This is a genomic window from Spiroplasma endosymbiont of Poecilobothrus nobilitatus (assembly GCF_964030655.1).
Taxonomy (GTDB): Bacteria; Bacillota_I; Bacilli_A; order Mycoplasmatales; family Mycoplasmataceae; genus Spiroplasma.
The window spans coordinates 385,062-405,126 of record NZ_OZ034915.1 but is presented as its reverse complement, the minus strand read 5'-3'; the positions used below and the strand labels follow the sequence as shown (position 1 = coordinate 405,126).

The window sequence follows — 20,065 nt, the reverse complement described above, 5'->3', positions numbered from 1 at the left end:
ATTATTTTTTCCATTAATTATTCACCTCTTATATTAAGAATATACCTAATTTTAGGTATATTTTATAAATATCAAGAGTTTTCTACAAAATTAAAGTTTTTCACCAATTTATTTTGCTTTTCTGTCCTATTTCTAAATAATAATTTATTTTATAATTCTTGTTGGTCTAAGTAAGGAAGATATTTTTTTACTATTTCAACTTGAACTGTAAATTGTTCTGCCAGATCTTGGATTACTATTTCTTCACCATACATCCGATGACCTTGATATATAATTGCAATCGTTAATGCTTTTTCTTCATTATTTTCTAAAAAATAAGGATATGAGTTATAATAATATGTTTCTAGCAAATATAAACAAGTATGGTATAAACTAGGATTATCATTATAAACTCATTGGTCTAATAATTTCATTATGGTTTTAACTTGTTCATTTTCTTTATATGGTATTATTTGGCTTGGAATCAAGTGAAAAATACCATTTGTTTTTTTCACTTCAAATATTTCTGTAATTTCTTGTTTTTTTAATAAGTATAATAAATAAATCTTTGCAAAATCAGTGACTTTTTTATTCAGAAAATATTGACGAATTACTGGTAAAATTTGTCGTAAATTTTGATCTTTTAAATATTGAAAAGCTAATAATTGGGTTTCTTTATCAGATGGATTCGCTAAAATATCACTAATTTTTGCTAATGTTCAAACTGTTGTTTCACTTGGTTTTTGTTCTCGGATTTTTTCATTAACTTCTTGTAATAATGTTGTTAATAATTCTTCAACTTGTCGAGGAATATAAGGCATCATCAATTCATCATTAATTTTGATAAATGCACCATTGTAATTATGATTACTAATTAATTCTTTAATTTTATCAATTAATTCATCATAATAATTTAATGGTGTTTGCATTTAATAAATCCTCCTTAGATAAAACAATCGTTTATATTATTATAACAATTTTAAAAAAATAAACCCTTATTTAATCATTTAAATAAGGTTTTTAATTTAATTACAATTTAAAAAATGGCGCCCACGGAGAGATTCGAACTCCCGACCCCACGCTTAGAAGGCGCATGCTCTCTCCTACTGAGCTACGTGGGCATACCATAAAAATAATAACATAAATTAAAGAATATTTTCAAGAAAATAAGTTTGCTTTTTTAAAAATAAATTTCATCAATAATATTATAATCATGCAATACTTCTGTTACTTTTTTTGTTGGTTTTATTATTATAAATTGCTTTTGAAGGTGAATTACTGCACGATAAATTAAGATAAAAACAATACTATTAATTGTAAATTTCAATAAATTAAAAGGAATAACTATCGGTACTAAAATACTTTTAAATCATTGTACTGTTTCGCGGGGAAGATGTAAGAAATGAGCATACATCTCATAAATAAATAATCAATTAAATAATGTCATTACAAATGAAACAATAATTGTTGCTAAACTAACATTTATTGTTGTAATTAAATAATCAACTTTTTTTAAAAAATTATTTTTAAACAAGCGATTAAATCCTTTTCGTAAAAAATTATCCCATAATCAAAAAAATAATAAAAAAATTAAATCTGCTAACATTAAAGCAAATACATCAATTGGAGTATCACCTAAATAAACCATTCGTAATCAACTAATACTAATAGTTAAAAAACTAGCATAAATAATACCAAACAAACGAACAGATAATAACATTAAAAAATCAGTTAACTCAATTTTTAAAAATGGAGCAACGGGGAAAACTGTTAAATTCATTATTTTACTTAATCATGACAATAAAACATATAAAGCAATTACAATTGCCATTGCCACAATTCTTTTTGTATCTAAGTAAAATAAATTTTTTATTTTTGTTTGCATATTATCACCTTGTTTAATTATAAATTATTTTTAAAATATAGCAAAGTAAAAACTAATTGTAAAAATTATTCAGTTGGATGTAAAATGTTTTGTATAAATCATATACAAAGCATTTTACATCCAACAATTTATTCTGTTTCAGGTTTAACATTTCCTAAACCAATTGTTGCATTGTATTCATTTTTAGGAAAACTTATAGTAACTATAATGCGATTAAATCCTTCAGTTAAAATTGTAGTTTTATTAGTTTTTGCAATTGTTATATTTTCGCTAGCTAACTCTTTTACTAAGTTAACAAGTTTTTCTTTAATTTTAATATTTTTAATATCGTCTCTTTTTGTTATTGCCTCTATTGTATCTTTTTTATTTTTATCAATAAAGTCTCATTGGATAGGCTACAATTATTAGGGCCATAATTATATAGACTTCAAAATTAGATAAAATTATTAAGAAAGAAGGAATATAAAAATGGGAAATAAAACTTCATACTCTGAAGAATTTAAAAAACAAATTGTCATGCTATATAAAAATGGTAAAAGTGTTATTAATCTAGGGCAAGAATATAATTTACCAAAACCAACTATTTATATTTGAGTTAAAAATTATAATAATTCTGGTTCATTTAAAGCAAAAGACAATCGCACACTAGAAGAAAATGAAATAATAACTTTACGAAAAGAACTTAAAGACTTGGAAATTGAAAATGACATTTTAAAGCAAGCCGCACTGATAATGGCCAAAAAATAACAATAATTAATAACAACAAAACAAAATATTCAGTAAGAAAAATATGTAAGATTTTGGGTTTATCAAAATCAACGTATTATTATCAAACTAATAAATGTATTAACAAGCAAGTTAATAATTATTAACAAGAAATTATCAGTGCCTTTAATAAAAGTCGCAAAATTTATTGGGCTCGCAAAATTAAAGTTATTTTAAACAGAAAAGATATAATCTTATCGCGGCGAAAAATCAGATTCTTTATGATCAAAAATAATTTGGTTTCTAAATACACCAAATTAAAATATCATAATCATAAAACAACAGTCAATAATAACCAAATTAATAATATTTTAAATCGTCAATTTAACAACAAAAAACCTAATGAAGTTATTGTTAGTGATTTAACATATGTTCAAGTTGGTGCTAAATGACATTATATTTGTTTATTAATTGACTTGTTTAATCGTGAAATAATTAGTTATAGTGCTGGGCCGAATAAAACAACCGAACTGGTCCAACAAGCTTTTCATAAAATAACACGACCATTAAATCAAATAACTCTATTTCATACTGATCGTGGTAATGAGTTTAAAAATAAAATCATTGATGAAATTTTAATAACTTTTAATTTTAAAAGATCATTAAGCAATAAAGGCTGCCCTTATGATAATGCTGTGGTTGAAACAACTTACAAAACTTTTAAAACTGAATTTATTAAGGGTAAAAAATTTAAAAATTTAACACAATTAAAATACGAACTTTTTGTTTTTGTGCATTGATATAACAATATTCGAATTCATGGCAGTTTAAATTATTTATCTCCAGTTACTTTTAGAAAACAAATGTCTATATAAAAAGTGTCCTAAAAAGTGTTGCCATTCCAAAAATTAAAAAGACATAACATTATTTGCCTTTCTATGCTATATTAATAATTAGGAAAGTAATGAAAGGAAGAAAAATAATGAGTAAAAATAATGTTTTACCAATTATCGTTGAAATCCCTAAGGGGTCTGGTCATAAATATGAATATGATCTTAAAACGGGGCGAATTGTTTTAGATCGTGTTTTATATGGTGCTAATTTTTATCCAGGAGAATATGGTTTTATTGAAAATACATTAGATTGAGATGGCGATCCCCTTGATGTAATCTCATTAAGCACTTACCCCACAATTCCTGGTTGTCAAATCAATGTTCGTATTTTAGGAACAATTAATATGATTGATAACGGGGAAATTGACACAAAATTAATGGCTGTGATGGCTGATGATCCGCGTTTTAATCATATTCAAACTTTAGAAGATGTTCCATTAGCAATACGAAATGAAATTGAGACTTTCTTTTTACAATATAAAACCTTGCAAAAAAAAGAAATTAAAATTAATGGTTGAAGTGGCTTAGACCAAGCTTTAAAAGAAATTAAAGAATGTCAAGAACGTTATTTAGAATACAAAGATATTTTAGAGACAAAAGGAAAAAATGCTGTAATGAAAATTTGAAAAGCAAAAGGATTAGGGCAAATTTAAACAAATAAAAACTAGTGTTAATGAACACCCAAAATAAAATAGACACATAAAAAATAGGATTGTGTCATATTTTTATTGAAAGGTGTTTTTATTATGGGCGGAAAATGATTTACAAAAGAATAAAAATTAAATATTCTAAAATATTATCGAGAATATGGGTTGTCAAAAACTTTTAAAAAATTTAACATTGCAGACCCAACATTAATTAGATGAAAAAGAGAACTTGCAATTAAAGGAGGTGCTGCTTTAGAACCAGGAAATGGAGAACAATCTAAAGGAATTCGTAGATCAGGTCGACCAAAAAATATTGTTTTTAATGCAATTACAAAAGAAGAATTAATTCAATACATTAAAATTGTTGAAGATGTAAAAAAGTTCTTAACCAAATCGAAAAAGAAGAAATTTCAGACGGTTTGGTCCTTGAAGAAAAAATACAAGATTAAATATTTATGTAAAATTTTAAATGTTTCAAGAGCAGGATATTATAAATGAATTAATCATGGTATGAAATCTTTTAACAAATTAGATAGTCAAATTGCGACAATTATAAAAACGCTATTCTTAAATTTTAAGAAAATTTATGGTTGCAATATGTTGACACTATTAGTTAATCAGATATATAAGTTAAACTTAAAGCCACACATTGTTTATAGATATATGAAAAATATGAATTTAAAATCAATTGTTATAGTAAAAAGATTTAATTATAATCTTCAATCTGGTAGTAATTGTCATGAAAATTTAATGAATCAATATTTTACAACAACAAGTATTAATCAAAAATTAGGAACAGATATAACATATTTATTAACAAATAATAAAACCTATTATTTATCTATAGTTAAAGATTTCCATACAAATGAAATTCTTGATTATCAAATTAGTGATAATTTAGATAAAGAATTTGTATTTAAAAATATAATTAATTCTTGAATAAAAGCAGGAAAACCAAAAACTTGAGTTTTGCAATCATATCAGGGTTTTCACTATACTAATTCTGAACTAATTCTGATTATGAAAAACTTTGCAAATATCTAGGAATTACAATTTCAATGTCTAGACGTGGAAATTCATATGATAATGTTCATACTGAATCATGGTTTGGTACTATGAAAACTGAATTTTTATATCACTTTACAAGAAGAAAAAGAAATGCTGAGTGAATTAAGGAAAACTTACCTAAATATATTTATTTTTATAATAATTTTCGACCTCAGACAAAGTTAAAAGGAATGTCTCCTGTCCAATACAGAAAAAAATTCCTATAGCTTACTTTTTATATGTCTACTTTTCTTGACATATTCATAACACTAGTTTTTTTATTGTCTTATTTCTTTTCAATTAATTTTTCTGAAATTATGGCAACAATTTCTTCTGGTGTTTTATGATTGGCATCAATAACTAAAAAATTAAACTTATCTTTTGAGCGTTCATATCATTCCTCATATTTTCGGTTTAATAATGTTCAATAAGCGCTGCCAATATTTTGTTCACTAGCTCGGCCTCTTTTGGTAATTCGTTCCATTGCTATTTCTGGATCAACTCGTAAATAAACAACTAATTCTGGTTTAATGTTTTCATCTAAATATAAACTTTGTAAAACAACAACATCATAAAATTCTTTATAAACTTTATAATCTGTTGTATTCATATATCCTAGATCATATAAGACATCAACAAAAATTGGATCCTCTAAAATACTACGATCAAAAATAATATTAGATGTTATTTTTGCTTGTTTTAATTGTTTACTACGCGCCATTACCATATATACTTGCATTTTAAAAGCCATATCTTTTGGATCAGCATAATACTGATCTAAATATGGATTTTCTTCAACTGGCTCATCCATTACCATATAATGATGTTTTTTTCCCAATAGCTTACTAACAGTTGATTTTCCAACTCCAACAACTCCCGCTAATGTAATTCGCATTGTTTTTTTCTCCTTTATTTTGTTTTTAAGTGTGATGCTATTCCAAAAAAACGTTTAATTTCTTTGGGTTTTAAATAACGTCATTCACCAGGCTTTAATGTTTCATCTAATTGTAAAAAACCAATTGCAATTCGTTTTAATTTAATAACTTCATGCCCTAATGCTTGTATCATTTTTTTAACTTGATGTTTTCTGCCTTCATGAATTGTTAATAAAATAATCGAAACATTTTTTGCTTCTTCATATTTTACTAATTTTGTTTGCGCTTCGTTTGTTATAATTCCTGGATCAATTTCAATTCCTGTTGCTAATTGTTGTAATTGTTGTTTTGAAAGATAACCAGAAACCAAAACATGATATGTCTTATTAATAATATGACTTGGGTGTGTAATAATATTAGTAAATTCTCCATCATTAGTCAATAGCAAAAGCCCACTAGTATCATAGTCTAATCGACCCACCGGATAAATTCGTTCTGAAACACCTTTAACATAATTTAAAACTATTTTGCGATGTTGCGGGTCATACATCGTTGAAACACAATTTCGTGGTTTATTCAACATCAAATAAACCTTATTTGCATTTTCATTCGTAAGGATTTGATTGTTTATTTGTATTTGATCATTTTTGCTAACTTTAGTACCCAATGTTGTTACCACAATATTATTAACTTTAACTCGTCCTTGAATAATTAATTCTTCTGCTTTTCGTCGTGAACAATAATCTTTTGCTGCAATAACTTTTTGTAAGCGTTCCATTATTTAAATAAATCCTGCTCTTTTTCTATAACAGTTTCTTTAATTTGTGGTAAATCTGCTAAGGAAGTTAAATTAAAAACTTTTAAAAATTCTTCAGTAATATGATATGTCATTGGCTTCCCTGGCAATTCGCTTTTACCAACTTCATCAATTAAATCACGTGCGCGTAATTTGTTAATAACGCTGTCAGAATTAACTCCTCGTAACTCTTCAATTTCTGGTTTACTAATTGGCCCGCGGTAGGCAATAATTGCTAATGTTTCTAATGCTGCTTGTGATAAACGTGCTTCTATTTTATTATTAGCTAATTTTAAATAAAATTGATAATATTCTTGCTTTGTTGCTAAGCGATATTTATCAGCAAAAGATGTTATTGTTAACCCACGATTATTATTAGTTTGATATTCTACTTTTAATTTTATTAAAACCTCCTCACACTCAGGAACAGAAATTTCAAGAATATGAGCAATTTCTTTTAAATTAATTCCTTCATCGCCGCTGATAAATAATAGCCCTTCTAAAACAGCCATTTTTTCATTTAAATTCATCTAATTTAATTCCCCTCTTTCTGTAAGTATGGTCTAATGTAAATTGCTTCTAAATGTTGGTATTGCTCAATTTCAATTTTTTGATGACGAGCTAAATCTAACAAAGCAATAAAACAAACAACAAAAACTTGTAATGATAAAGTAAAATTACCTAGCAATTCTTCTAATGTTCATTCTTTATCATCCTGCGCTAATAATGCCATGATTCGCTCCGCCATTTCTTCTGGAGAAACTTCAGTAATAACAACATTTGATTCTAATGGTTTTGCTGCATTAATTCGTTCTAGAATTTTTAAAAAACTATTGGTTAATTTATCAATATTAATTTTTGGCGATAATGGTAAATCTTTTTCTTTAATTATATTTCCTTTAATAATTGTTCGCGGTTTTGACAAATAACGAATTCCCTCTTGATGTTGATCTTTAAAATATTTACTAACTTCTTTAATTTTTTTATATTCTAGTAAACGATTAATTAGTTCATCACGAGCATCTTTTTCATAATTATCATCAATTTCAACTTCTTCTTTTGGCAACACTAATTTTGTTTTTGTCTCAACTAAATAACTTGCCATTGTTAAATATTCTGATGCAATTTCAATATTTAATTGTTCCATTTCTCTAATATACGCTAAAAATTGATCAGTAATTTCTGTCAATTTAATTGCAAAAAGGTTTATCTCTTTTTCTTTAACTAAATGCAACAACAAATCTAATGGTCCTGAAAAATTATCAAGTTTTACTTCATAGCGCGGCAAATGCAACATTCTTTCTCTCCCATATTTATTTTCTTAGTTAATAATACCGCTATTTTAAAAAAAATTAAAGACATTAAAACAAAAAAGTGATTAAACTAGAGTGCGCCCATTTTAGTAAGTACTAATAAAAAGTATTTAATATTTTTTAATTATATCTATTATATCTTTTTCTTTACGATTTGAATATCATGTATTTGGATGGGTTAAGATAAATTGGACAACAATAATGTAGAGTAAATATTTATAATTAAACTACAATGGAGGTGTAATTATGGCAAAGAATCATCATACTGATGAATTTAAGCAACAAATTGTTGGTCTTTACAAAATGGGTCAAACTCCTGAACAATTAGTCAATGATTATCAAGTTGGTAAATCTACTGTTTGGAAATGAGCTCACCAATTTAGCATTTAAAGCTAAAGACAATAGAACGCCAGAAGAAAACTAATTAATTCAATTACGTAAAAAAGTTAAACAATTAGAAATGGAAAATGACATTTTAAAGCAAGCAACACTGATAATCGACAAAAAATAGCAATCATTAAAAATAACAAAGCAAAATATCCAATTATTAATTTATGTAAAACATTGAAATTGCTAGATCAACATATTACTATCAATTAAAATCAAACAATCCCAAGAATACTCAAAACATTGATAATGCTGTTATCAGTATTTTTATAAAAAGTTGTAAAAATTATGGAACACGCAAAATTAAAGTATTGGATAGGCTACAATTATTAGGACCATAATTATATAGACTTCAAAATTAGATAAAATTATTAAGAAAGAAGGAATATAAAAATGGGAAATAAAACTTCATACTCTGAATAATTTAAAAAACAAATTGTCATGCTATATAAAAATAATAAAAGTGTTATTAATCTAGGGCAAGAATATAATTTACCAAAACCAACTATTTATAGTTGAGTTAAAAATTATAATAATTCTGGTTCATTTAAAGCAAAAGACAATCGCACACTAGAAGAAAATGAAATAATAACTTTACGAAAAGAACTTAAAGACTTGAAAATGGAAAATGACATTTTAAAGCAAGCCGCACTGATAATGGCCAAAAAATAACAATAATTAATAACAACAAAACAAAATATTCAGTAAGAAAAATATGTAAGATTTTGGGTTTATCAAAATCAAGTTATTATTATCAAACTAATAAATGTATTAACAAGCAAGTTAATAATTATGAACAATAAATTATCAGTGCCTTTAATAAAAGCCGCAAAATTTATGGGGCTCGCAAAATTAAAGTTATTTTAAAAAGAAAATATATCATCTTATCGCGGCGAAAAATCAGATTCTTTATGATCAAAAATAATTTGGTTTCTAAATACACCAAATTAAAATATCATAATCATAAAACAACAGTCAATAATGACCAAATTAATAATATTTTAAATCGTCAATTTAACAACAAAAAACCTAATGAAGTTATTGTTAGTGATTTAACATATGTTCAAGTTGGCGCTAAATGACATTATATTTGTTTATTAATTGACTTGTTTAATCGCGAAATAATTGGTTATAGTGCTGGGCCGAATAAAACAGCCGAACTGGTCCAACAAGCTTTTCATAAAATAACACGACCATTAAATCAAATAACTCTATTTCATACTGATCGTGGTAATGAGTTTAAAAATAAAATCATTGATGAAATTTTAATAACTTTTAATATTAAAAGATCATTAAGCAATAAAGGCTGCCCTTATGATAATGCTGTGGCTGAAACAACTTACAAAACTTTTAAAACTGAATTTATTAAGGGTAAAAAATTTAAAAATTTAACACAATTAAAATACGAACTTTTTGATTTTGTGCATTGATATAACAATATTCGAATTCATGGCAGTTTAAATTATTTATCTCCAGTTACTTTTAGAAAACAAATGTCTATATAAAAAGTGTCCTAAAAAGTGTCGCCATTCCACATCACTTTTATTGAATTATCTCATAAACTAATTCTTCTTGCGGTGGTTTTGTTGGAACAATTCGAAAAGTTCGTTGTGCTCAATCATAAACTGGGCCAGTAACATAACGGTTAGTATATAAAGTCATTACAACATCATCTTTTGCAACTTTTTCACCAGTTTTTTTGTTTAAATAAATACCAGCACGATAATCAATTGTTTCATCTTTTGTATTACGGCCAGCTCCTAAACGAACAGCTAATAATCCTAACTCATTAGTATTAATAATTTCCATAAATCCGGCTTGGGTTGCTTTAATTTCAACTATATTTTTTACTTTTAATATTTCTTTTAAAGTTAAATCATTATCAATAAAACTTAAATCTCCACCTTGCTCGTTCACAAAAGCACGGAAGTAATTTAACGGCTCTTCCGTTTGTAATTTTTCTTCACAAGCTTTAACTGCCATTGCTAAATCTTTAAAAAGCCCCGCTTGGCATAAACTTAAGGCTGCCGCTTCACATACAATGCAAGTTAAATCATCAGGTCCTTTCCCTCGTAATGTTTGTAACGCTTCATAAATTTCAATTGCATTACCGATAGTACGGCCTAATGGTTCTGTCATGTTAGTAATTTCAGCAGCAATCTTCTTATTAAATTTAATTCCAAGTTCAACCATAATTTGTGCTAATTTTCGTGCATCAGATATTGTTTTCATAAAAGCGCCACTACCACATTTAACATCTAACACAATTCCATCACTACCAGTCGCAATTTTTTTACACATAATACTTGTTGCCACTAATGGTAATGAATCAACTGTTGCTGTCACATCCCGTAAGGCATAAATCTTTTTATCAGCAGGAACAAGATTATCAGATTGAGCCATAATTGATAAATTTGTTTTATTAATAACATCCTTAAATTCATTAAAAGAAAGTTCAACTTTAAAACCGGGAATACTTTCCAACTTATCAATTGTTCCTCCTGTTTGGCCTAATCCCCGCCCTGACATTTTTGCCACTTTTAAACCAAATGCAGCAACTAAAGGCGCATAAATTAAGCTAACCTTATCACCAACTCCACCAGAAGAATGCTTATCAACTTTAAAACCAGGAATCGTAGTTAAATCATATACTTCCCCTGAATTAATCATTGCTTCAGTTAAAAACGAAATTTCTGTAACTGACATTGATTGAAAATAAATTGCCATTAAAAAAGCTGACATTTGATAATCTGGAATAATCCCTGATGTATATCCTTTGACAATAAAGTTAATTTCTTCTCGTGATAACTCTTGTCCATTTTTCTTTTTATCAATTAATTCTAAAATATTCACTATTCAATACCTTCTTTTTTTAAGTCGTTTTTTTCTTTAATGAAGTTTTATATTCTTCATAAGCTTTTTTATGATCAACATCTTGATATTGATCAATTCCTTTTTGAATAATTTGTTTAACATTATTTGCAATTAATTCAGTTGATTTGGTCATAAACGTATCTGGCTTAATTGGCTTATGAAACACAACATGAGCATACTTTTTCCCTCTTTTTTTAAATTCTTTATTAAAAATTGGATAAGAGTTAACAATTGAAACAGGAATAATTGGGACATGTGCTTTCTGGGAAATTTTAAAACTTCCAACATGAAATTCTCCCATTTCTTGCCTGCGACTTCGCGTTCCTTCTGGAAAAACAACCATTGTTCGCGGTACACGGATTAAATCATTTGCCTCTTTAATAACTTCTAATGCCTGACGAGGGTTTTCCCGTTCTAAAAATAAAACATCAATTAATGTTAAGAAATTTCGATATGTTCGGTTATCTTGCAATTCTTTTTTAGCGATAAATGCACAAGGCGCGGTTTTATTAAAATCATTTAAAGCAAATAATAATGCCGGATCAACATTGGATTGATGATTTGCAATCATTAAACAACCCTTATCAATTCAATTATTAGGATCATGAACAATTATTTTAACATCGTGTACTCATAACATATAGCGTGTTCGTTTTTGTAATCAATGATAACGATATTCTTCTGAAACAATATTTGGATCTCGTTTAATTTTTTTACTAATACTTCTTGCCTTAGTAATTGTTCGTAAAAATCGTGGTCATGTCAGAATAATTTTTCAAATATTTAACATTTTAACTTTGTTCCTTTCTTTTATAATATTTTATTACAAATTGCTGATATTCGTTTGATTTAATTAAAGTAAATTGGTTTAAATCAAATGAAGGAAAATAAGTATCGCCTTGATATTTTCCCTTAATATAACTAATAATTAATTCATCAGCATATGGTAATGTTGCATCATAAATTTTTTTCCCCCCACAAATATAAATATATTCGTTTGGATTTTGATGATAAAAATTAATAATTGCTGTTAAATCAGTTACTACTTCCGCATCCGGATGATTAATTTGATAATCAAGCTGCCTTGTTAAAATTAATGTTTTTCGTTTCGGTAATGGTTGTCCAATTCCTTCATAAGTTAACCGACCAAATAAAATTGTTTGCCCTAATGTTGTTTCTTTAAAATGCTGTAATTCTTCTCTTAAATGTCATGGCAATTGGTTATTTTGACCAATTAAATTATTTTCATCCATTGCTCATAATAACTTAATCATTATACTGCGACAGTTCCTTTAATTAATGGGGATGGGTCATAATTTTCCAGCATAATATCTTCAAATTTAAAATCAAATAACTAAGTAATGGTTTGATTTAACTTCAAAGTTGGTAATTTTCGCGGAGAACGTGTTAATTGTTCTTTAATTTGATTAAAATGATTTTTATAAATATGACAGTCTCCTAAAGTATGGACAAAATCGCCAGCATCTAAGCCAACAACTTGGGCAATTAAATTGGTTAATAAAGCATAACTTGTGATATTAAAAGGGACTCCTAAAAAAACATCCGCACTACGTTGATATAATTGACAACTTAATTTATTATCTTTTGAAACATAAAACTGAATTAAAGTATGGCATGGTGGTAAAGCCATCTCATCAACTTCTGCTGGATTTCAAGCACTAATAATATGACGACGTGAATATGGATTCTTTTTTAAATTTTCTAATAATTTTGCTAACTGATCAACTCCGTTAAAGTTTCGTCATTGTTTCCCATATACTGGTCCTAAATCACCAAATTCAGCAGCAAAATTTGCATCAGTTTTAATTTTTTCAACAAATTCAGCTAATGTCTCATTATTATATTTTGTTGATGTTTTATATTTATCATATGGTCATTCATTTCAAATTCGAACATCATGATCTACTAAACATTTAATATTAGTATCGCCTTTAATAAATCATAATAATTCATAAACTACTGATTTAAAATGAACTTTTTTTGTTGTTAAAAGCGGAAAACCTTCGCTTAAATTAAAACGCATTTGATAACCAAAAGAAGAAATTGTTCCCGTATTTGTTCGGTCATCTTTTTCTTGCCCGTGTTCTAAAATAAAACGAGCCATGTTAAGATATTGTTCCATCATTTTCACCCTATTTTCTATTCTCATATACTTAAATCTTACCTTATTTAAAAATAAAATCATCTGAAAAAATAAAAAAAATCTTTAATTTTGTAGAAAACTCTTGATATTTATAAAATATACCTAAAATTAGGTATATTTTTAATATAAGAGGTGAATAATTAATGGAAAAAATAATTTAATAATTAATAAATAGTTTAACAGATGATCAATTTTTAGAATTTCATGAAAAAGTCAAAAAAGAAGCAGAATTAATTAAAAAACAAAAACGCTTAAATGAAATTGATCAAAAACTTAGGGATAAAAGTATTAAATGTCCTAATTGTCAATCTTTTTATTGTGTTAAAAATGGTCATAATCCTGAAGGAAAACAAAAATATTTATGCAAAAAATGTCGCGCTAGTTTTGATGCTTTTCGTGATCATTTTACGTATTGAAGTCATTTAAATTATAAACAGTGAAATTTATTGATTCAAATTTCATTATTAGGCAAATCTAGTAAAATGATTTCCCACTTTATTAAAACATCACCGAAAACCGCTTGATATAATCGCCAAAAAATAATGAAATCAAAACAATTAGAAAACACCCAATTAAAATTTAAAACGTTAAATGGCCAAATTCAAATCGATGAAACATTTATTAAAGAAATCCACAAAGGTAATTTTAAAGATAAATTTGATAAAAGAAAAATTCATCTTGATTCATTTTCAACCAACACTAAATGTTGTATTAAAATGGCTGTTGATAGCAATAATAATATTTATGTTAAATCAACCAACACAAAACTATTACAAAAACAGTGAATTATTGAAAATATTAATAAACAATTAATCAAAGAAAATTCAATTATTATTTCTGACAGGCAACCATTATATTTATTAGTAGCAAAACAAACAAATTCTATTTTATTAGCAACTAAAACTAGTACAAATCCTGATGCTAGTTATCGGAAGTTAAATAAAATTAGTAAATTACAATCAAATTTTAAAGAATCCTTAATTCATTATCATGGCTTAGGTTTCACGAACATTCAAAATTATTTAAATCTCTGAAAATGAAAATACCAGCATAAAGGTTTAACGCCAAACTAACAATCATCGGTATTATATTTTAACGTATAAAAAAGTTAAATAACAATATTAAAAGTTTATATAATTTTCTTTTAAAGTTATCATATTGATGATTTTTTTTATTTAATCAAAAGTTTTCTACAAAATTAAAAAAAAAAATCTTAACAAGATTATTTTTTTATGTTATCATATTACTAATTAAAAAAAATGAACAGTAATTAATAAATTTTTAAAAAAAATAATTAAAAAAATTAAATTTTCATTAAGTTTATTTATTCATGGCACATTTAATCCTCTACGGAGCAAATATTAAAATGAAGCCGAATTTGATTATGCGTATATTTTAAGCAATTCAATTTATCAACAAAATGTTATTGATAAAACTAAAATTATATTAGAAGAAAAAGATAATAATTGTCAATACGATAAACAAATTATTAAAAAAATTAATCGTTTTAAAAAACCTAATAAAAATAATATTTTAGTAATTTTAGGTTTTGTTGTTTAATTTTTTAAAATCAAAAATATTACATTACCACCACAAGATTTTAAAAAGACAATACAAGCAAAATAAATTAACGACCTAAAATAATAAAATAATTTTTTCAAATAAAAAACCTTTCAAATTTTAAATAATAGTTAAAAATCTAGATTTTAACCCTTGTCTATATTTTTTTTATTTTATTAAGATAAATAAAAAAATGTTATTAAATAACATTTTTAAAACCACGGATCAAATGGTACATCAAGATCAAATCAACTATTAATTAAGTCATGAACTGCTTCTATATTAAAATACAACATTACAATTGTTATAACTGCTAAAACTAAAAGTACTAGCACAACAATTAAAACTATTGCTCAAACTGGTAATTTTCGTTCGCTTGTTTCTTCATCATATTGAAATGGCATTTTTGTTGCATCAATTTTACCCAAAACATTGCTATTATTAAAACCATCTGATGGAGCAAAATCAGGTGATGAACTAAAGCTTGGTTCTGCATTAAAATCTGGTGTTGGTCCAAAATTTGGATTTCCTTGGCCAAAATCATTTTGGCCAGAAAAATTAGCACTATCAAAGTCATTTGTTTGATTAAAATCATGGTTTGACCCAAAAGGAGTTCCCTCATTAAACGTATCATCAAAATCGTTATTGATGCCTTGTTGTTGTTTCATCAAATCTGGATTCATAATTGCGTAATGACGGCCTGAATCTTGCGAATACTGTCTTTTATTAAAATTAGAATCTTGACTAGCAAATTGTTGTTGCATTCCTTGCAATTGTCGCTCTACTTCTGGTCCTGCCATTGGAGGATAAGTTAACATTCCGGGATATTGTGACATTTGCGGATAACCCATCATCATTGGAAATTGTGGCATCATTTGATAAGGAAACATTTGCGGATAACCAATCATCATCGGATTATATGCTCCCATTCCCATCGCGTTCATTGGATTAGCCATAATAGGCATAAAAAATGGTTGATAAATAATTGGTTGATAAATTGGTTTATTATGCTGCGGTTTAACTTCTGTCCCATTAATTCCTAAGGCCTTTGAAATGTAAGAAGAATTAAAAGGTGGATTAGTTTTTGTTTTAAAATCTTTTGCATTACCAGGAACTCTAATTGGTTTTGTTACTGGTGTTACTGGTGCATTTTGGTTTAATAAATTATCATTGCCAAAACTATTGTTATTTTCAAACGAATTAAAATGATTTTCATTTACTCCACTAAATTTTGGATCATTATTATTCATGCGATACCCTCCATATCAATATGCCCACTTTTCTTATAAACAAATTATACCATATATTTAAGTAAAATTAAAGTAAACTATTGTCATAATTATTAGAAAGGTATATAATTATTTACCATTTTATTTAATTTTAATAACTTGTTTGTTATTTTTTGCTTTGCAAATATTCTTGATCTTTTTGGGGTCCTGTACGATGAACCGGCAAAAAAACAATTCTTGTGAGATTGTTTTTTTATTTTTCTATTAAAAAAATAAATTTATTTGCATTATTCATCGGATAGTATCTTTAAATTTAGAACTTTTATCATAAAAACAGATGTTATTCTGTTTTCCCTACACAAAATAAATGATATTTTTATAAATTTCCTTTCAATAAAGGTATTATCCAATGAATAATGCAACGCTTAAAACTTAATATTTTGATGCTTAAAGATTGATAACTCATCTATGGCACGAAGCCTTAAAGAAAGTGTGAAAGCGAATGGATTTATTCCTATTTATTTCTTTAATTTTCGGCAAGATTAATCACTTGCGAAATGTCATAGCGCGTGTTTTTTGGCTTGTTTTCATAAAAAGAGTGCTGTTAAACCGAAAAAAACAATATCGGACACTAAAAAAACAAGAGGGTTGGAGCTCCAAAAGGTTATTTTCTTTATATAAAGTTGTATGGGGATGGATGAAGCGTAATTAATAACTGGGTAAACTTTTTTTGTTTATTTCCGTAGGGGGATAAACTCTGACTAAATATCCTACCGCCCCCGCTCACCCCCCAAAAAAAGTTAAGCGGGCGGCGAAGTAAATAAATACTAAAATACAAAATACATTATTTACTAAATATCAAAATATTAACCAATAAAAAAATATTATTTTTTTACAGAAAGGAAAATATTTGATGAAAAAATGAAATAAAAAAATTGAAAGTAAATTACAAGAATTAATGATACGAGCTTATCCAGTTTCAGTAGATGAAATAACTGATGAATATTGAGCATTAGGCAAAACTAATTAATGAAAGGATTATTATAATGACAGAATATAAAAGTTTGTATATTAATAAAACTTGAAATGAAATAACAACTTCATTTGATTGAATTAATTGTAACCTTGTTAATTGTCGTATTTCTCATCATAAAAATCATTATGATTTGCAATGTTTAGAATGAGCAAAAATGTACTTAAATTTATTTAAAAACAAATGATATGTAATTTCTTCTTATATGCAGCATTACAAAATTAACGATATTTTATATTTGGCTACATATGGTTGAAAAATATTACAAATTGACAAAAAAATAAACCAAATAAATTAAAATATATTATTGCAATTGACCCTGCTGGAGGTGGGCAAACTGGTATTATTATTTATAATGTTTTGCAACAGAAAATAATTAATAATATTACTTTTCATTCTAAAAACTAAGAAGAAGCAATAAATAATATCTATTTAATATTAAACAACTTTCAAAAGCAAACTTGTTCTTATTTAAATAAAGTTATTGTAATAATTGAATATTATCAACTTCATAAGGGATTAAAAATAACAAACCCACTATCTACACCTAAATTTATCGGTGGTTTAAAAGTTTTATACAAATACCTATTTAATTTAAAATATGTTTTGGAATGGCAAGGGTTTTTTGGACAAATTTTATGTAGAATAATAATTTCTGTATTGCACTGGTGTTAAATAATTTATTTTGCTATGAATTCGAATATTATTGTACCAATTAATGTAATCAAATAATTCTAATTTAAACTGCTCAACGTTTTTAAATTTATTATTTTTAATAAATTCAGTTTTAAAAATTTTGTATGTTGATTCCGCAACAGCATTGTCATAAGGACAACCTGGTTTACTGTAAGATTTTTGAATCCCATTTTTAACTAACAGGTTATAAATAAGATTATTATTGAATTCACTGCCTTGATCAGTGTGAAATATTTTAATATTGCTTAATGAAAATTTAAGTTTATTAAAGATGCTTTCAACTAATTTGGCATTTTTGTGTAAACTAACATATAACCAATAATTTCTCGATTAAATAAATCAACTAAGAAACAGACATAATATCATTTGTTACTAACAAAAACATAGGTTAAATCACTGACAACAACTTCATGTAGTTTATAACTATCAAAAACTTGATTTAACAAATTGTTATATTTATATGTAACATCAGTTGTATTTGAATGTTTGTATTTGATTTTTGTATAATTTGAAATTAAGTTATATTTTTTCATTATGTTGCTGATTTTTACACGAGATAACATGATATTTTGCTGAGCTAATATAACTTTAATTTTGTGTGTTCCATAATTTTTGCGACTTTTTAGAAAAATACTGATAACAGCATCATCAATGTTTTGATTATTCTTGGGATTATTTGCTTTTAATTGATAGTAATATGTTGTTCTAGCAAATTTCATGTTGGATAGGCTACAATTATTAGGACCATAATTATATAGACTTCAAAATTAGATAAAATTATTAAGAAAGAAGGAATATAAAAATGGGAAATAAAACTTCATACTCTGAATAATTTAAAAAACAAATTGTCATGCTATATAAAAATGGTAAAAGTGTTATTAATCTAGGGCAAGAATATAATTTACCAAAACCAACTATTTATAGTTGAGTTAAAAATTATAATAATTCTGGTTTATTTAAAGCAAAAGACAATCGCACACTAGAAGAAAATGAAATAATAACTTTGCGAAAAAAACTTAAAGACTTGAAAATGGAAAATGACATTTTAAAGCAAGCCGCACTGATAATGGCCAAAAAATAACAATAATTAATAACAATAAAACAAAATATTCAGTAAGAAAAATATGTAATATTTTTGGTTTATCAAAATCAACGTATTATTATCAAACTAATAAATGTATTAACAAGCAAGTTAATAATTATGAACAAGAAATTATCAGCGCCTTTAATAAAAGTCGCAAAATTTATGGGGCTCGCAAAATTAAAGTTATTTTAAACAGAAAATATATCATCTTATCGCGGCGAAAAATCAGATTCTTTATGATCAAAAATAATTTGGTTTCTAAATACACCAAATTAAAATATCATAATCATAAAACAACAGTCAATAATGACCAAATTAATAATATTTTAAATCGTCAATTTAACAACAAAAAACCTAATGAAGTTATTGTTAGTGATTTAACATATGTTCAAGTTGGCGCTAAATGACATTATATTTGTTTATTAATTGACTTGTTTAATCGCGAAATAATTGGTTATAGTGCTGGGCCGAATAAAACAGCCGAACTGGTCCAACAAGCTTTTCATAAAATAACACGACCATTAAATCAAATAACTCTATTTCATACTGATCGTGGTAATGAGTTTAAAAATAAAATCATTGATGAAATTTTAATAACTTTTAATATTAAAAGATCATTAAGCAATAAAGGCTGCCCTTATGATAATGCTGTGGCTGAAACAACTTACAAAACTTTTAAAACTGAATTTATTAAGGGTAAAAAATTTAAAAATTTAACACAATTAAAATACGAACTTTTTGATTTTGTGCATTGATATAACAATATTCGAATTCATGGCAGTTTAAATTATTTATCTCCAGTTACTTTTAGAGAACAAATGTCTATATAAAAAGTGCCCTAAAAAGTGTTGCCATTCCAACATGTTAGTTAAAATAAAAAATGTGATTATAAAAAAAT

Annotated in this window: 19 protein-coding genes, 1 tRNA gene and 4 pseudogenes; 10 read left to right on the top strand and 14 right to left on the bottom strand. The window is 26.1% G+C overall.

The genetic code is table 4. The annotated features are described in order from the left end of the window. Positions 1-149 precede the first annotated feature (149 nt). The 3 genes from AAHM76_RS02350 to AAHM76_RS02340 form a co-directional block, all read right to left on the bottom strand. Positions 150-908, bottom strand: coding sequence for a DUF3196 family protein (locus AAHM76_RS02350; RefSeq protein ID WP_342256504.1), 759 nt, complete (start codon positions 906-908; stop codon positions 150-152). 115 nt (positions 909-1,023) lie between these two features. Further along, positions 1,024-1,100, bottom strand: a tRNA-Arg gene (locus AAHM76_RS02345). A 59-nt stretch (positions 1,101-1,159) separates the two neighbouring features. Beyond that, positions 1,160-1,864: an ECF transporter S component gene (locus AAHM76_RS02340; protein WP_342256503.1), complete on the bottom strand. Its 705-nt coding sequence runs from the start codon at positions 1,862-1,864 to the stop codon at positions 1,160-1,162. A gap of 468 nt (positions 1,865-2,332) precedes the next feature. On the opposite strand from AAHM76_RS02340, the pseudogene AAHM76_RS02335 reads away from it, so the two are divergent. The 4 genes and pseudogenes from AAHM76_RS02335 (at position 2,333) to AAHM76_RS02320 (ending at position 5,383) form a co-directional block, all read left to right on the top strand. Continuing rightward, positions 2,333-3,444 (top strand): annotated as a pseudogene (locus AAHM76_RS02335) (IS3 family transposase). Positions 3,445-3,551: 107 nt separating this feature from the next. Further along, positions 3,552-4,115: an inorganic diphosphatase gene (locus AAHM76_RS02330; RefSeq protein WP_342256502.1), complete on the top strand. Its 564-nt coding sequence runs from the start codon at positions 3,552-3,554 to the stop codon at positions 4,113-4,115. 159 nt (positions 4,116-4,274) lie between these two features. Further along, on the top strand, positions 4,275-5,153 hold the full coding sequence (locus tag AAHM76_RS02325; RefSeq protein ID WP_342256501.1) for an IS3 family transposase: 879 nt from the start codon (positions 4,275-4,277) through the stop codon (positions 5,151-5,153). A 14-nt stretch (positions 5,154-5,167) separates the two neighbouring features. Further along, on the top strand, positions 5,168-5,383 hold the full coding sequence (locus tag AAHM76_RS02320; protein WP_342256500.1) for an IS3 family transposase: 216 nt from the start codon (positions 5,168-5,170) through the stop codon (positions 5,381-5,383). A gap of 59 nt (positions 5,384-5,442) precedes the next feature. Here the strand turns inward: AAHM76_RS02320 and AAHM76_RS02315 are convergent, their stop codons facing one another. Genes AAHM76_RS02315 through AAHM76_RS02300 form a run of 4 tightly spaced genes read right to left on the bottom strand, consistent with a single transcriptional unit; the run spans position 5,443 to position 8,124 of the window. Next, positions 5,443-6,051 carry a deoxynucleoside kinase gene (locus tag AAHM76_RS02315; RefSeq protein ID WP_342256499.1) on the bottom strand — a complete coding sequence of 203 codons (609 nt, stop codon included), beginning with the start codon at positions 6,049-6,051 and terminating at the stop codon, positions 5,443-5,445. Positions 6,052-6,065: 14 nt separating this feature from the next. Then, entirely contained in the window at positions 6,066-6,809 is a 744-nt protein-coding gene (locus tag AAHM76_RS02310) for a pseudouridine synthase (RefSeq protein WP_342256498.1), read from the bottom strand. Then, the gene (gene scpB, locus AAHM76_RS02305; protein WP_342256497.1) at positions 6,809-7,357 is read right to left on the bottom strand and encodes an SMC-Scp complex subunit ScpB; all 549 of its coding nucleotides are present in this window, start codon (positions 7,355-7,357) and stop codon (positions 6,809-6,811) included. The genes AAHM76_RS02310 and scpB overlap by 1 nt, the downstream gene beginning before the upstream one ends. A gap of 5 nt (positions 7,358-7,362) precedes the next feature. Next, complete coding sequence (locus AAHM76_RS02300; RefSeq protein ID WP_342256496.1) at positions 7,363-8,124, bottom strand: segregation and condensation protein A; 762 nt, start codon at positions 8,122-8,124, stop codon at positions 7,363-7,365. A 262-nt stretch (positions 8,125-8,386) separates the two neighbouring features. Here AAHM76_RS02300 and AAHM76_RS02295 point away from each other — a divergent pair, with 262 nt between their 5' ends. Together AAHM76_RS02295 and AAHM76_RS02290 are read left to right on the top strand one after the other, a co-directional pair. Then, positions 8,387-8,530 (top strand): transposase, encoded by a 144-nt coding sequence (locus tag AAHM76_RS02295; protein WP_342256495.1) that lies wholly within the window; start codon positions 8,387-8,389, stop codon positions 8,528-8,530. Positions 8,531-8,968: 438 nt separating this feature from the next. Further along, positions 8,969-10,032, top strand: a pseudogene (locus AAHM76_RS02290) (IS3 family transposase). A 37-nt stretch (positions 10,033-10,069) separates the two neighbouring features. On the opposite strand, the gene AAHM76_RS02285 reads toward AAHM76_RS02290, so the two are convergent. The 4 genes and pseudogenes from AAHM76_RS02285 to thyA all read right to left on the bottom strand — a co-directional run bounded on the left by AAHM76_RS02285 (position 10,070) and on the right by thyA (position 13,544). Then, complete coding sequence (locus AAHM76_RS02285) at positions 10,070-11,380, bottom strand: thymidine phosphorylase (protein ID WP_342256494.1); 1,311 nt, start codon at positions 11,378-11,380, stop codon at positions 10,070-10,072. Between the two features lie 19 nt (positions 11,381-11,399). Then, the gene (locus tag AAHM76_RS02280; protein ID WP_342256493.1) at positions 11,400-12,191 is read right to left on the bottom strand and encodes a lysophospholipid acyltransferase family protein; all 792 of its coding nucleotides are present in this window, start codon (positions 12,189-12,191) and stop codon (positions 11,400-11,402) included. Position 12,192: 1 nt separating this feature from the next. Next, entirely contained in the window at positions 12,193-12,675 is a 483-nt protein-coding gene (locus AAHM76_RS02275; protein ID WP_342256492.1) for a dihydrofolate reductase, read from the bottom strand. After that, positions 12,675-13,544: pseudogene (gene thyA / locus AAHM76_RS02270) on the bottom strand (thymidylate synthase). Before thyA ends, AAHM76_RS02275 begins: the two are co-directional and overlap by 1 nt. Positions 13,545-13,729: 185 nt before the next feature. On the opposite strand from thyA, the pseudogene AAHM76_RS08380 reads away from it, so the two are divergent. After that, positions 13,730-13,909, top strand: a pseudogene (locus AAHM76_RS08380) (hypothetical protein); the annotation flags it as partial. Between the two features lie 102 nt (positions 13,910-14,011). Next, positions 14,012-14,638 (top strand): transposase, encoded by a 627-nt coding sequence (locus AAHM76_RS02265; protein WP_342256491.1) that lies wholly within the window; start codon positions 14,012-14,014, stop codon positions 14,636-14,638. Positions 14,639-15,337: 699 nt separating this feature from the next. Here the strand turns inward: AAHM76_RS02265 and AAHM76_RS02260 are convergent. Then, on the bottom strand, positions 15,338-16,375 hold the full coding sequence (locus AAHM76_RS02260) for a hypothetical protein (RefSeq protein ID WP_342256490.1): 1,038 nt from the start codon (positions 16,373-16,375) through the stop codon (positions 15,338-15,340). A 1,025-nt stretch (positions 16,376-17,400) separates the two neighbouring features. Between AAHM76_RS02260 and AAHM76_RS02255 the strand changes: the two genes are divergently transcribed. Continuing rightward, positions 17,401-17,685 carry a hypothetical protein gene (locus AAHM76_RS02255; RefSeq protein ID WP_342256489.1) on the top strand — a complete coding sequence of 95 codons (285 nt, stop codon included), beginning with the start codon at positions 17,401-17,403 and terminating at the stop codon, positions 17,683-17,685. A gap of 338 nt (positions 17,686-18,023) precedes the next feature. Here the strand turns inward: AAHM76_RS02255 and AAHM76_RS08375 are convergent, their stop codons facing one another. Together AAHM76_RS08375 and AAHM76_RS02250 are read right to left on the bottom strand one after the other, a co-directional pair. Then, positions 18,024-18,248, bottom strand: coding sequence for an IS3 family transposase (locus AAHM76_RS08375; protein ID WP_425289452.1), 225 nt, complete (start codon positions 18,246-18,248; stop codon positions 18,024-18,026). Positions 18,249-18,364: 116 nt separating this feature from the next. After that, positions 18,365-18,802, bottom strand: a complete 438-nt coding sequence (locus AAHM76_RS02250; RefSeq protein WP_342256488.1) for an IS3 family transposase — start codon at positions 18,800-18,802, stop codon at positions 18,365-18,367. Positions 18,803-18,933: 131 nt separating this feature from the next. Here AAHM76_RS02250 and AAHM76_RS02245 point away from each other — a divergent pair. Then, a protein-coding gene (locus AAHM76_RS02245) for an IS3 family transposase (RefSeq protein ID WP_342256487.1) occupies positions 18,934-19,997 on the top strand; the annotation gives its coding sequence in 2 pieces (ribosomal slippage) (positions 18,934-19,129 and positions 19,129-19,997; 1,065 coding nt in all). Positions 19,998-20,065: the final 68 nt, after the last annotated feature.